Origin of the sequence: Azoarcus sp. CIB, assembly GCF_001190925.1 — a bacterium.
Lineage (GTDB): Bacteria > Pseudomonadota > Gammaproteobacteria > Burkholderiales > Rhodocyclaceae > Aromatoleum.
The window spans coordinates 3777407-3791704 of record NZ_CP011072.1 but is presented as its reverse complement, the minus strand read 5'-3'; the positions used below and the strand labels follow the sequence as shown (position 1 = coordinate 3791704).

The 14298-nt window shown below is 58.3% G+C and carries 5 protein-coding genes, 2 tRNA genes and 3 rRNA genes; all 10 read left to right on the top strand.

The features are described from left to right. The first annotated feature begins 133 nt into the window (after nucleotides 1-133). The 10 genes from AzCIB_RS16885 to prsT all read left to right on the top strand — a co-directional run bounded on the left by AzCIB_RS16885 (nucleotide 134) and on the right by prsT (nucleotide 14266). A 16S ribosomal RNA gene (locus AzCIB_RS16885) occupies nucleotides 134-1669 on the top strand. Nucleotides 1670-1741: 72 nt separating this feature from the next. Continuing rightward, nucleotides 1742-1818, top strand: a tRNA-Ile gene (locus tag AzCIB_RS16880). Between the two features lie 8 nt (nucleotides 1819-1826). Next, nucleotides 1827-1902, top strand: a tRNA-Ala gene (locus AzCIB_RS16875). Nucleotides 1903-2171: 269 nt separating this feature from the next. Then, a 23S ribosomal RNA gene (locus tag AzCIB_RS16870) occupies nucleotides 2172-5055 on the top strand. Nucleotides 5056-5139: 84 nt separating this feature from the next. Then, nucleotides 5140-5253 (top strand): 5S ribosomal RNA (rrf, locus tag AzCIB_RS16865). The 16S, 23S and 5S rRNA genes sit together here with 2 tRNA genes alongside, the layout of an rRNA operon. 157 nt (nucleotides 5254-5410) lie before the next feature. Next, complete coding sequence (locus AzCIB_RS16860) at nucleotides 5411-6370, top strand: alpha/beta hydrolase (protein WP_083447165.1); 960 nt, start codon at nucleotides 5411-5413, stop codon at nucleotides 6368-6370. A gap of 185 nt (nucleotides 6371-6555) precedes the next feature. Then, complete coding sequence (locus AzCIB_RS16855) at nucleotides 6556-7941, top strand: TIGR03013 family XrtA/PEP-CTERM system glycosyltransferase (RefSeq protein WP_050416944.1); 1386 nt, start codon at nucleotides 6556-6558, stop codon at nucleotides 7939-7941. 91 nt (nucleotides 7942-8032) lie between these two features. Next, nucleotides 8033-10114 (top strand): XrtA/PEP-CTERM system histidine kinase PrsK, encoded by a 2082-nt coding sequence (gene prsK / locus AzCIB_RS16850; RefSeq protein WP_050416943.1) that lies wholly within the window; start codon nucleotides 8033-8035, stop codon nucleotides 10112-10114. Next, nucleotides 10111-11469, top strand: coding sequence for a PEP-CTERM-box response regulator transcription factor (gene prsR, locus AzCIB_RS16845; RefSeq protein ID WP_050416942.1), 1359 nt, complete (start codon nucleotides 10111-10113; stop codon nucleotides 11467-11469). The genes prsK and prsR overlap by 4 nt, the downstream gene beginning before the upstream one ends. A gap of 1 nt (nucleotide 11470) precedes the next feature. Beyond that, complete coding sequence (gene prsT / locus AzCIB_RS16840) at nucleotides 11471-14266, top strand: XrtA/PEP-CTERM system TPR-repeat protein PrsT (RefSeq protein ID WP_050416941.1); 2796 nt, start codon at nucleotides 11471-11473, stop codon at nucleotides 14264-14266. Nucleotides 14267-14298 lie beyond the last annotated feature (32 nt).

Sequence of the window (14298 nt, the reverse complement as noted above, 5' to 3'; positions counted from 1 at the left end):
TCTTTAAAAAATTGGACAACCGATAAGTGTGGGTGCTTGGTTGGCGCGACCGAACTGCTTCGGCAGTTTTAATGTTGCAAAGATTGAGTGCTCACAGATGTCAGTAATGATTCTTTGAGTACTTTGTTGGATTGAACTTAAGAGTTTGATCCTGGCTCAGATTGAACGCTGGCGGCATGCTTTACACATGCAAGTCGAACGGCAGCGGGGGCTTCGGCCTGCCGGCGAGTGGCGAACGGGTGAGTAATGCATCGGAACGTGCCCAGTCATGGGGGATAACTACGCGAAAGCGTAGCTAATACCGCATACGCCCTGAGGGGGAAAGCGGGGGATCGCAAGACCTCGCGTGATTGGAGCGGCCGATGTCGGATTAGCTAGTTGGTGGGGTAAAGGCCTACCAAGGCGACGATCCGTAGCGGGTCTGAGAGGATGATCCGCCACACTGGGACTGAGACACGGCCCAGACTCCTACGGGAGGCAGCAGTGGGGAATTTTGGACAATGGGGGCAACCCTGATCCAGCCATGCCGCGTGAGTGAAGAAGGCCTTCGGGTTGTAAAGCTCTTTCAGACGGAAAGAAAACGCCCCTCCTAATACGGGGGGTGGATGACGGTACTGTCAGAAGAAGCACCGGCTAACTACGTGCCAGCAGCCGCGGTAATACGTAGGGTGCGAGCGTTAATCGGAATTACTGGGCGTAAAGCGTGCGCAGGCGGTTGTGTAAGACAGGTGTGAAATCCCCGGGCTTAACCTGGGAACTGCGCTTGTGACTGCACGGCTAGAGTACGGCAGAGGGGGGTGGAATTCCACGTGTAGCAGTGAAATGCGTAGATATGTGGAGGAACACCGATGGCGAAGGCAGCCCCCTGGGCCGATACTGACGCTCATGCACGAAAGCGTGGGGAGCAAACAGGATTAGATACCCTGGTAGTCCACGCCCTAAACGATGTCGACTAGTCGTTCGGAGAGGTAACTCACTGAGTGACGCAGCTAACGCGTGAAGTCGACCGCCTGGGGAGTACGGCCGCAAGGTTAAAACTCAAAGGAATTGACGGGGACCCGCACAAGCGGTGGATGATGTGGATTAATTCGATGCAACGCGAAAAACCTTACCTACCCTTGACATGCCTGGAATCCTTGAGAGATCAGGGAGTGCCTTCGGGAACCAGGACACAGGTGCTGCATGGCTGTCGTCAGCTCGTGTCGTGAGATGTTGGGTTAAGTCCCGCAACGAGCGCAACCCTTGTCGTTAATTGCCATCATTTAGTTGGGCACTTTAGCGAGACTGCCGGTGACAAACCGGAGGAAGGTGGGGATGACGTCAAGTCCTCATGGCCCTTATGGGTAGGGCTTCACACGTCATACAATGGTCGGTACAGAGGGCTGCCAAAGCGCGAGCTGGAGCCAATCCCTTAAAGCCGATCGTAGTCCGGATCGTAGTCTGCAACTCGACTACGTGAAGTCGGAATCGCTAGTAATCGCAGATCAGCATGCTGCGGTGAATACGTTCCCGGGTCTTGTACACACCGCCCGTCACACCATGGGAGTGGGTTTCACCAGAAGTAGGTAGCTTAACCTTCGGGGGGGCGCTTACCACGGTGAGATTCATGACTGGGGTGAAGTCGTAACAAGGTAGCCGTATCGGAAGGTGCGGCTGGATCACCTCCTTTCAAGAGACAGGTCGCATCTGACCAAGTATCCACAACTTATCGGTTGTTCAGGCACGAGCCTCGAGATGACGAGGGTCTGTAGCTCAGCTGGTTAGAGCACCGTCTTGATAAGGCGGGGGTCGTTGGTTCGAACCCAACCAGACCCACCACCGAACGAGGGGGATTAGCTCAGCTGGGAGAGCACCTGCTTTGCAAGCAGGGGGTCGTCGGTTCGATCCCGTCATCCTCCACCAACGCTTCGGTGGGCTCGACTGTAGGGCTAAGCAGTGTGCACGGTCGTGTGCAGTGCTTAGGCCTTGGTGCCAGTGTTCTTTAACAAAGTGGAAGAAGTAAAGTGTGCAATCTCTGTTGCGCTGTGTCAGCGGCGCGTGAAGACAGGGGTTGAACATGGGTTGTGTGATTGCATTGCAATCGTCTGCGCTTTGAACCAGCAGCAGGCGGTTGCGCACAAGCGTGAGTTCGCCTATGACTGGGTCCCTGGCGACAGGGTCCAGGGTTATAGGATCAAGCGACTAAGTGCATGTGGTGGATGCCTTGGCGATCACAGGCGATGAAGGACGTGCAAGCCTGCGAAAAGCGGGGGGGAGCTGGCAATGGAGCTTTGATCCCCCGATGTCCGAATGGGGAAACCCACTCCTTCGGGAGTATCCCTGGCTGAATACATAGGCCAGAGGAGGCGAACGCGGCGAACTGAAACATCTAAGTAGCCGCAGGAACAGAAATCAACCGAGATTCCCCAAGTAGTGGCGAGCGAACGGGGAGTAGCCTGCACGACTAAACCATCTATTTAGCAGAACGGTCTGGAAAGTCCGACAATACAGGGTGATAGTCCCGTATGCGAAAAGTAGGTGGCGGGTCTGAGCGTGCGACAAGTAGGGCGGGACACGAGAAATCCTGTCTGAAGATGGGGGGACCATCCTCCAAGGCTAAATACTCGTGATCGACCGATAGTGAACCAGTACCGTGAGGGAAAGGCGAAAAGAACCCCGGGAGGGGAGTGAAATAGATCCTGAAACCGCATGCATACAAACAGTGGGAGCCTCCTTGTGGGGTGACTGCGTACCTTTTGTATAATGGGTCAGCGACTTACGTTCAGTAGCGAGCTTAACCGAATAGGGGAGGCGTAGGGAAACCGAGTCTGATAAGGGCGACATAGTTGCTGGGCGTAGACCCGAAACCGGATGATCTATCCATGGCCAGGATGAAGGTGCCGTAACAGGTACTGGAGGTCCGAACCCACTAATGTTGAAAAATTAGGGGATGAGCTGTGGATAGGGGTGAAAGGCTAAACAAATCCGGAAATAGCTGGTTCTCCCCGAAAACTATTTAGGTAGTGCGTCGTACGGACACTTGCGGGGGTAGAGCACTGTAATCGTTGGGGGGGTCACTGCGATCTACCCCGCGATAGCAAACTCCGAATACCGCAAAGTGATATACGGCAGACAGTCCTGGGGTGCTAACGTCCTGGGACAAGAGGGAAACAACCCAGACCGCCAGCTAAGGTCCCAAATACATGGCTAAGTGGGAAACGAAGTGGGAAGGCATAGACAGCTAGGAGGTTGGCTTAGAAGCAGCCACCCTTTAAAGAAAGCGTAATAGCTCACTAGTCGAGTCGTCCTGCGCGGAAGATGTAACGGGGCTCAAGCCATGAACCGAAGCTGCGGATCTCGAAAGAGATGGTAGGGGAGCGTTCCGTAAGCCTGCGAAGGTGTCTCGAGAGGGATGCTGGAGGTATCGGAAGTGCGAATGCTGACATGAGTAGCGATAAAGGGTGTGAAAAGCACCCTCGCCGAAAGCCCAAGGTTTCCTGCGCAACGTTCATCGACGCAGGGTGAGTCGGCCCCTAAGGCGAGGCAGAAATGCGTAGTCGATGGGAAACAGGTCAATATTCCTGTACCGATTTTAGATGCGATGGGGGGACGGAGAAGGTTAGGTCAGCCGGGTGTTGGACGTCCCGGTTTAAGCGTGTAGGCGTGCACCGTAGGCAAATCCGCGGAGCTAAGCTGAGGCGTGATGACGAGGTCTCTTTGAGACCGAAGTGACTAATACCATGCTTCCAGGAAAAGCCTCTAAGCTTCAGTCTAAAATCGACCGTACCGCAAACCGACACAGGTGGGCAGGAAGAAAATTCTAAGGCGCTTGAGAGAACTCAGGAGAAGGAACTCGGCAAATTGATACCGTAACTTCGGGAGAAGGTATGCCCCACTAGCTTGTAGGAGTACATCCGAAGGGCGAAGGGGCCGCAGAGAATCGGTGGCTGCGACTGTTTATTAAAAACACAGCACTCTGCAAACACGAAAGTGGACGTATAGGGTGTGACGCCTGCCCGGTGCCGGAAGGTTAAGTGATGGGGTGCAAGCTCTTGATCGAAGCCCCGGTAAACGGCGGCCGTAACTATAACGGTCCTAAGGTAGCGAAATTCCTTGTCGGGTAAGTTCCGACCTGCACGAATGGCGTAACGATGGCCACACTGTCTCCTCCTGAGACTCAGCGAAGTTGAAATGTTTGTGAAGATGCAATCTACCCGCGGCTAGACGGAAAGACCCCATGAACCTTTACTGTAGCTTTGCATTGGACTTTGACGGGACTTGTGTAGGATAGGTGGGAGGCTTTGAAGCGGGGACGCTAGTTCTCGTGGAGCCAACCTTGAAATACCACCCTGGTGTCGTTGAGGTTCTAACCTTGGCCCGTGAATCCGGGTCGGGGACCGTGCATGGCAGGCAGTTTGACTGGGGCGGTCTCCTCCCAAAAGGTAACGGAGGAGTACGAAGGTCGCCTAGGTACGGTCGGACATCGTACTGATAGTGCAATGGCAAAAGGCGGCTTGACTGCGAGACCGACAAGTCGAGCAGGTGCGAAAGCAGGTCATAGTGATCCGGTGGTTCTGTATGGAAGGGCCATCGCTCAACGGATAAAAGGTACTCTGGGGATAACAGGCTGATTCCGCCCAAGAGTTCACATCGACGGCGGAGTTTGGCACCTCGATGTCGGCTCATCACATCCTGGGGCTGTAGCCGGTCCCAAGGGTATGGCTGTTCGCCATTTAAAGTGGTACGTGAGCTGGGTTTAAAACGTCGTGAGACAGTTTGGTCCCTATCTGCCGTGGGCGCTGGAAGTTTGAGAGGACCTGCTCCTAGTACGAGAGGACCGGAGTGGACGTACCCCTGGTGTACCGGTTGTGACGCCAGTCGCATCGCCGGGTAGCTAAGTACGGAAGAGATAACCGCTGAAAGCATCTAAGCGGGAAACTCGCCTCAAGATGAGACTTCCCCGGGGCCTCGAGCCCCCTGAAGGGTCGTTGAAGACTACAACGTTGATAGGTCGGGTGTGGAAGCGCAGTAATGCGTTAAGCTAACCGATACTAATTGCCCGTGAGGCTTGATCCTATAACCCTGGATCACAGCGAACTCAACACGCTAAACAATCACACTCCCACACACTCTACTTCTCCACTTTGTGACCCCTTACAGTCTGACGACCATAGCGTCCCGGAACCACTCCTTCCCATCCCGAACAGGACAGTGAAACAGGACCGCGCCGATGATAGTGCTCTTCGTGAGTGCGAAAGTAGGTCATCGTCAGACTACCCCACTCCAAAAAAGCCGCTTCCCTACTCCAGGGCAGCGGCTTTTTTACGTCTACGAAGTGCCCGTTATCGGGCATCCCATTTCATTCTGCTAGGATCTCGCGACGCCCCGCAATATGGGGGCCGCGATCGCTTCCGCTGTCAGGTATCTCACAATGGCTCTCACAGATCAGGCCCGGTCTTTGCTGGACATGGTGTATCGGGTCGGTGCTCCGCGATTTCATGAGCTTACGGTCGCTCAGGCGCGGCATTCATTCGAAAAGCTGCAATTCGTGTTCGGTGGTGAGCCGGAGGCGGTTGCTTCGACGCTGGAAGTTCCAATGGCGCGTCCTGACGGCAGTGCATTGCTTGGGCGCCTTTATCGGCCCCTTGAGGCATGTCCGGCCGAGGCGTTGCCGTTATTGATCTACTTCCACGGCGGCGGGTGGTGTGTCGGCAGCGTGCAAAGTCATGACGCACTGTGTCGACAGCTTGCGAATCGGGCCGGGTGTGCGTTGCTGTCGGTGGATTACAGGCTGGCGCCGGAGCATCCTTTCCCCGCCGCGGTGGAGGATGCGCTGTTCGCCGTCGAGTGGGCGCGGGCGAACGCCGATCAACTGACGGTGGATCCCGAGCGGTTCGGATTGGGCGGCGACAGCGCAGGAGGCACTCTGTCGCTGGTGACAGCGTTGATGCTTCGCGATCGAGGAACTGCCGCCCTGCGCTTCCTGGGCCTGATTTATCCCTGCACCGAGATTGAAAGCAGCCGCCCGTCGCGGGACGCCTTCGCCTCGGGATATTTTCTTGATCGGGAAAGCCTGGCCTGGTTCTTCGAGCGTTATCTTCCTGGGGGGGAATCAGATGACTGGCGAGCTTCGCCCATGAAGGCGAAGTCGCTCGCGGATCTCCCGCCCATGCTAGTCGTTACGGCGGAGTGCGACCCGCTGAGTGATGATTGCATCGCGTTCGTCGAGCGTGTGCGCTCCGAGGGGGGCGCGGTTGAGCATCTTGGTGTTCAGGGCATGGTGCATGGCTTCGTTACCTTGGGAAAGTGGTTCCCCGAAGCGCATGAGGTGGTCGATCTGATCTCGATGCAGATTCGCCAGCGGCTCAACGAGGCTGTCGACGCCGTGTAGCGTGACGGTCCTGTCGCGGGAGTTTCGTGTTTCACGAGAGGGGAGTTCGGAACGGCGTGACCTGTTTAACAACGGCGGCAAGCGTAAAGCACTAGAGTTTCCCTACGTACCACGGGATGCGGGCGGCCTGATGCGTCGTGTAATCGCGCACGATCCGCGGTCGTCGTGTGGCGAGGGGATGCGCGATGTTAAAGGTGTTGAAACAGTACGTACCGTTGCACGCGTTGCAGCAGATAGTTTTCGACGCGTCGATCTTGTTTCTCGCGGTTCTGCTTGCGACTGCCCTTCCGTCGCGTGGGAGTGCTGTCGACTGGAGGGTGGTCGTTCCGTCCGCATTGCTCTTCGCCGTGGTGATGATCATGCTCAACGGTGCTCTTGGCCTCTACCGCGCGGGTGCATTGAATGGGGCGGGTCGGACCACGGCCTCCCGTATCCTGGTGTCGGTCGTTGTCAGCGTCGTTGTAGCCTTCGCCGTTTTTGCCATACTGCCTTGGGGGTACTTCGTGTCCGAGGCGGTGCAGATTTCCATTGTTCTGCTGTTGGGGGCGTTGCTCGTCATGCGGGGCTTGACGAACCGTCGTGGTGCGTCATCCGCGTTCGACCCGCGAGTGCTGATCATTGGAACGGGGGCCGAAGCAGAGGCTGTGGCCAGTTCGTTGGGGGAACGAGGGGCGGGCGGGGATCTTGTCGGATTTTATCGTTCGGTCGGGGAGGATTTGCCCACCGTGGACCCGGGCCGGATTGTTTCGGAAGGGAGCGATCTTCTTGATACGGTCAGGCGGCTCCATGTAAGCGAAGTCATCGTGGCCGTCCGGGAGCGCAGGGGAGGGGTACTTCCGATCCGGGAGTTGCTCGATTGCAAGCTCAGGGGGGTGAAGGTTCTTGACCTGTCGTCATTCTTCGAACGTGCTCACGGGCAGGTACCGATTGGCTCATTGAAGGCGAGCTGGCTCATCTATGGTGACGGTTTTCGCCAGGGGGCGGCGCGAAGGACCGTCAAGCGGTGCTTCGATCTGGTCGCCGCTTCGATGCTGTTGATACTTTCGCTTCCCGTGATGTTCGTGACGGCGTGTCTTATCCTGCTGGAGGATGGGGGGGCGGTGCTGTACCGGCAAGAGCGCGTGGGGCGGGGCGGGCGCGTATTCAAGGTGATCAAGTTCCGGAGCATGAGGCAGGACGCAGAAGGCGATGGAACGCCACGGTGGGCGCAATCGGGCGATGACCGGGTCACGCGTGTAGGACGTGTCATCCGGCGTCTACGCATCGACGAGCTGCCCCAACTGTTGAACGTGCTGTCGGGCGAGATGAGTCTGGTCGGTCCGCGGCCTGAGCGTCCGTATTTCGTGGATCAGCTGACGCGCGAGATACCGTTCTACTCGGTGCGTCACAGCGTCAAGCCGGGGGTTACAGGATGGGCCCAGGTTCGATACCAGTACGGTGCTTCGGTGGACGACGCGATGCAGAAACTGCAATACGACCTGTACTACGTGAAGAACCACAATCTGGCCCTCGATATCCTCGTGCTTTTCGAAACGGTCCGGGTTGTGCTGACGGGCGAAGGTGCACACTAAGCCGCTGCCGAAGCGGTTGCCGCCTTGCTGTGTGCATCGGGAGATCTCCGTCAGCTGCGTAGCTTTGCGACGCTAAGGTCAGGGGACTGATTTGTCAGAGTCGGCTGGTGTGGCATACGGCATCGCTTGCGGTGCGTACACGCTGTTCTGGATTTACCTGCTTCTTGGCTGGCGCAAGCGGCCGCGTGGCGGAGCCCTCCTGCTGGCTGTCGGGGCGAGTGCCCTGTGGACGCTTGCAAACGTCTTTGTCGTCCGTAACCCTTCATCGACGGCTCTTACGCTGGCGTGGATGAGTGACACAGTTCGTCAGGTCAGCTGGTTGGCGTTTGTGATCATTCTTCTGCACGCCGTCAATGCACGCGTGGTGCGTTGGCCGATCGTTGCCACGGCAATCGTGGCAATCGCACAGTTGCTCGGTGTGTTCGGAGTCGAGGCTGGGTTCTTGTCGCAGACTAACTTGCACCTGGGTAGTTTTCTGGCAGGAGCGGTGCTGGGGTTGGTACTGATCGAGCAGCTGTTCCGGTCCGTGCCCGCGGAGTCGCGATGGGCCTTGAAGCCGCTATGCCTGGCGCTCGCGGCCAGTTATGTCTTCGAACTGTACCTTTTCGCGGATGGGTTCCTGTTTGGTCTGTTGGATGCGGATGTATGGGCGGTGCGCGGCATCGCTCATGCGTTGACGCTTCCGCTCGTCGCGGTGTCGGCGGGGCGCAATCCCGATTGGGCTCTCCGCATTACGGTTTCGCGAGACGCAGTGTTCCATTCGACAGCCTTGGCGCTCTCAGGGGCCTACCTTCTGGTGATCGCGGCGGCCGGGTATTACGTGCGCTTCGTCGGGGGCGATTGGGGGCGTGCGCTCCAGTTGACCTTGCTTTTTGCAGGCCTCCTGCTTTTGAGCGTGTTCGTGGTATCGGGGGCGCAACGAGCAAGGTTGCGTGTGTTCCTGAACAAGCACCTGTTCCCGTACCGTTACGACTATCGGAGCGAGTGGTTGCGGTTCACGCAGGCCCTGTCCTCGGCTGACGGTGCGCTCGACCTGGGTGAGTCGGTGATCAAGGGGCTGTCCGACCTCGTGGAGAGCCCCGGGGGAGTGCTTTGGCTTCGGGAGTCGGGGGGACACCGCTATTGCGTCCAGTCGCGGCTCAACCACCCGGCGATCGCGGTGACGGAGGACGAGGGCAGTTCGTTCTGTCGATTTCTCGCGGAACGCGAATGGGTGATCAATCTCGAGGAGTACCGGTCAGGCTCGACTAACTACGCGATGTTGGAGCTCCCTCTGTGGTTGTCCGAGATCTCGAGCGCCTGGCTGGTTCTTCCCCTGAAATCCGGGGGCGTTCTCGTGGGTTTCGTGCTGCTTAGTGCGCCAAGGACGCCGGTCGACGTGAACTGGGAGGTTCTCGACCTGCTGAAAACAGCGCAGGCGCAGGCAGCGAGTTATCTGTCACGCATGCAGGCGATGGAGGCCTTGATCGAGTCCAGGAAGTTCGACTCGTTCAATCGCATGTCTGCATTCGTTGTTCACGACCTGAAGAATCTTGTTGCGCAGCTTTCCCTGATGTTGAAGAACGCGGAGCGGCACAAGCATAACCCGGCGTTTCAGGAAGACATGCTGGAGACCGTTGCGAATGTGGAGTCGCGCATGCGCGGCCTGATGGGGCAGTTGCAGGAGAAACGGTCGATCGATCCGCCGCGGCGCGTGGAAATCAACGGTCTGGTCGAACGTCTGAGGCTGGCGAAGCGTCACCAACGCCCTCCGATCGAGTTTGAGGCGGGGGAGGCAGGGGCCGTCGAGGTCATTGCGCACCCGGAGCGACTTGAACGCGTCATCGGCCATGTGTTGCAGAATGCGCTGGAAGCGACACCAGACGATGGTAGGGTGGTAGTAAGCATCAAGCCGATGGGCGAAGGTTCGGTGGTCTTGAGCGTTGCCGACAACGGATGCGGCATGACGAAGGAATTCGCTCGGGAGCGATTGTTCCGGCCATTCCAGACCAGCAAAACGGGAGGAATGGGCATCGGTGCATTTGAGGCTCAGCAGTACATCCGGGAGATCGGGGGCAGCATCGCAGTGGATAGCGAACCCGGGGAGGGGACTCGCGTAGCGATCACACTGCCGGTAGTTGTCCGCGACGTGCGGGATGAAATAAAGACCGTGGTGATGACGCAGGGATTATGAACGACAAGAGACGTACGCTTCTGGTTGTGGAGGACGATCCTGCGCTGCAGAAGCAGATGCGATGGGCGTTCGATTCGTTCGAAACCGTTGTCGCGGATGACAGGGAGAGCGCGCTCGCCCAGTTGCGCCGCCATGAGCCCGCTGTCGTCACGATGGACCTCGGCTTGCCGCCAAATCCGGATGACGTGAGCGAAGGTTTCCGGCTCTTGGGGGAGATGTTGGTGCTGGCCCCGGAAACGAAGGTAATCGTCCTCACAGGTCAGCATGATCGCGAGAACGCGGTGAGGGCGGTCGCAATGGGCGCCTATGATTTCTTCGGCAAGCCCTTTGAGCCGGAACTGCTCGCGCTGACGATCGACCGTGCATTTCGCCTGCATGACCTGCAGGCGGAGAATCATCGTCTCATGGCCCAGCAGACCAGTCCTCTTTCCGGAGTCATCACTCGGGATCCCGGGATGTTGAAGGTGTGTCGGACCGTTGAAAGGGTTGCGTCGGCAAATGTCACTGTGGCATTGCTTGGCGCGAGCGGGACGGGCAAGGAGATTCTGGCGCGCGCGTTGCACGCATTGTCGTCGCGATCCAAGGAACGATTCCTTGCGATCAACTGTGCGGCGATTCCTGAGAATCTGCTGGAAAGCGAGTTGTTCGGTTACGAGAAAGGCGCCTTCACCGGGGCAGCCAAGCAGACGCTGGGAAAGATCGAAACGGCACACAAGGGGACCTTCTTTCTCGACGAGATCGGTGACTTGCCGATGTCCTTGCAGGCGAAGCTGCTCCGTTTTCTGCAGGAGAGAGTCGTCGAACGTATTGGGGGGCGCGAGGAGATTCCGGTCGATGTTCGGGTCGTATGTGCGACGCACAGGGACCTGAAAGCGCAAATCCAGGCCGGGCTTTTTCGGGAGGATCTTTACTATCGGCTCGCCGAGATTGTCATCGATATCCCACCCCTGCGGGAGCGAGACGGCGATGCCGTGTTACTGGCGCATGCGTTCGTCCAGCGCTTCGCGAAGGACAACGGGCGCGGGGCCATGCATCTCGGCGAGGATGCGCTCGCCGCAATCGAGGCGCATCCCTGGCCAGGAAATGTGCGCGAGCTGGAGAACTGCCTCAAGCGTGCGGTAATCATGGCGGAATCCAGCCGGATCACCGCGGAGGATCTCGGGCTCGATGCGGCGGAAACGGATCTGATGGAGCTCAATCTGCGTCACGTCAGGGACGAGGCCGAGCGACGGGCAGTGATCAGGGCTCTGGCGCGAACCAACGGCAATATAGCGCGCGCGTCCGATGCGCTTGGCATCAGCAGGCCGTCCTTGTACGACTTGATGAACCGCTTTGGATTCAAGAAGGAGAGTTGACGTGTCCCGTCCGACGCTTTTCCCGCAGTCCAGACGGCAGGTTGCGCTGGCCTTCCTGTTTTCGGGTTTGATTGCCGGCTGCGGCGCGAGCCCCGATTCCATGGTGGCTTCGGCTCGCGATTATCTTGCAAATAACGATCTCCAGGCAGCGAGCATTCAACTCAAGAATGCGTTGCAGGAAAACCCGAAGCTCGCCGAAGCACGATACCTGCTCGGAGCCGTGAACCTCAGGCAGGGGAATTCGACTGCCGCCGAGAAAGATTTTCGTCGCGCGTTGGAGTTGGGCAGTTCCGTCGAACAGGTGAGCCCGCTTCTGGCGCGTGCGATGGTGCAGATGGGACAGTTCGAGCAGGTCATCAAGGAATTTGGGGATACCAAGTTCCAGGATCCGGTGGCGAACGCCCAACTCATGGCGAGCGTCGGAGATGCCTATCTCGAACGTAAGGATTTTTCCAAGGCACGTGAGGCGTTCGAAGCAGCGTTGACGTCGAATGCGGACGACGTTCCCGCTCGAATCGGCCTTGGCCGTATGAAATACCTGACGGGAGACGTTGACGGTGCGTTGGCGGAGGCTGAGGCCGTGCTGGCCCGGGGCGTGGGGGGGGCGGAGGCAGGCGATGCCCACGCATTGCGTGCTGACGTGTTGCTTGCTCGGAAGCAGGTCGACGACGCTCTCGCAGCGCTACACGAGGCGGTGAAGTTTCGCCCGTCATCGGTTGCATATCACTTTGCACTGATCTCGTTGCTGCTTGAGCGCGGCGACATGAGTGCGGCTGCGGAGCGACTTGCGGCGATGGAGAAGGTCGCGCCGAAGCACCCGCTCACGCACTATCTGTTCGCGCTGCATGACCTTCGAAGCAGTAAGGCGGCTTCGGCTCGCGATCACATTGCGGAGACCATTCGATTGGCGCCCGAGTACCTGCCCGGACGTCTGCTGGCAGGTTTGATTCACGCCAGCCTGAACGAGCATGTCGTTGCGCGCGAACATCTGGCGATGGTGGTCGGTCGTGTTCCTCAGAACAGGAGCGCCCGGTTGGGGCTTGCGCGATTGGAGCTTGCTGCAGGTGACCCCGAGAAGGCAATGGAAACGCTCAAGCCCCTCCTTTCCGTAAAGACTCCAGATCCCGAAAGCCTGCAACTGGCTGCGCGCATTCAGCTGGCCCAGGGCAAGCTGGATGCGGCCTCGGAAACGTATGAAAAGCTTGTTGCCGTGCGGCCTTCCGACGAGCTGGCACGCACGCAGCTGGGGGTGGCCCGTCTGCTCGAGGGCGACGCTGCGGCCGGTTTGAGCGATCTCGAGACCGCTTCGACGCTCGAAGGGAGTTCCGGAGCGGCCGATTTTGCGTTGGTGATGGTGCATTTGCGACAGGGCGAACTCGACAAGGCGGCTGCTGCGCAACGCAGGCTCGAGGAAAGACGTCCGGATGACCCCCGTACTTACATGCTGCAAGGCGGAATCGCACTTGCGAAGCGGGATCTCGCCAGCGCAAGGCTCTCGTTTGAAAAAGCGCTTACGCTCAAGAGCGATTACCTGCCGGCTGCAGTGAATCTCGCTCGCATGGATCTGGCGGAAAGGAAGCCTGAGGATGCGCTGGAGCGTGTCGAGGCAATCGTCGCCAAGCATCCTGATAACATCGCAGCTTCTCTCCTGTTGGCGAACCTGCAGAAGGCGACCGGTGCCGCCCCGGACAAGGTGCGTGGAACCCTCGAGCGCGTCAGCCGTGCGAACCCCACGGAAGCGACGCCGAAACTTGCCTTGGCCGCGGAGGCTTTGGGGCAGAGGGATGCGAAGAAGGCGATTTCGATCGCTCAGGAAGTCATCGCCGCCCATCCGGATGATCCGCGTGCGCACGAGATGATGGGCCGAGGCCAGTTGCTGGCGGGTGACCTCCAGCAGGCGATCACTGCGTTCAACAAGCAGGTGAGTCTGCAGCCGAAACTGCCGGCACCGTTGATCCGGCTCGCGGATGCACAACAACTGGCCAAGGATTCCGCTGCCGCGGAGCAATCCTTGCGACGGGCGCTCGGGTTGAAGCCGGATTTGATCGATGCGCAGCAGCGACTCGCCGCATTGCTTGCAGGAACGCAGCGACTCAAGGAGGCGATTGCGGTTGCCCATACGGTACAGAAGCAAAGGCCTAAGACACCCGTTGGTTGGAATCTGGAAGGCGATCTGTACCTTGTCGCAAAGGACTACCCATCTGCGATCGTCGCTTACAGGAAATCGTTCAGTGTCAGGCCGACGGCAGAGACGGTGATCAAACTCTATGCCGTTCAGATTCAATCCGGTAAGCAAAAAGAGGCTGAGAAATCGGTTTCCGAATGGTTGCGGCAGGAGCCGAAGGATGTACGGGTGCGTTCTTATCTTGCCGAGCGGGCTTTTGCTGCCCGGCGATTCGATGAGGCCGAACAGTTTTATAGAAAGCTCGATGAGCTTAAACCGGACACGCCCCGAGTCCTCAACAATCTGGCGTGGATCGCCGGCCAACGTAGGGATCCGAAAGCGATGGGGCTGGCTGAGCGGGCGGTAAAGTTGGCTCCGGAAGATCCCAATATCCTCGGGACCTTAGGTGTACTGCAAATCGATAGCGGCCAGCCGGAAAACGGGATTGAGAACCTCCGAAAGGCGGTGACTCTGGCGCCTACTGCACCGGCTCTGCGTCTCAATCTCGCGAAAGCATATGTGAAAGCTGGTCGCAAGCAGGATGCGGCGAAAGAGGCGGATTCTCTTTTGCAGTCGCTACCGCAGAACAGTCCCCTGCGTGCAGAGATCATGGCGCTGAAGGAGAAGCTATGATTGCGTCAGTTGTCCGAATTATGTTTTTTGGG

Bases quoted from the DNA above. Each gene is read 5' to 3' on its own strand.
- AzCIB_RS16860 (WP_083447165.1), top strand. From the start codon at position 5,411: ATGGCTCTCACAGATCAGGCCCGGTCTTTGCTGGACATGGTGTATCGG.
- AzCIB_RS16855 (WP_050416944.1), top strand. From the start codon at position 6,556: ATGTTAAAGGTGTTGAAACAGTACGTACCGTTGCACGCGTTGCAGCAG.
- prsR (WP_050416942.1), top strand. From the start codon at position 10,111: ATGAACGACAAGAGACGTACGCTTCTGGTTGTGGAGGACGATCCTGCG.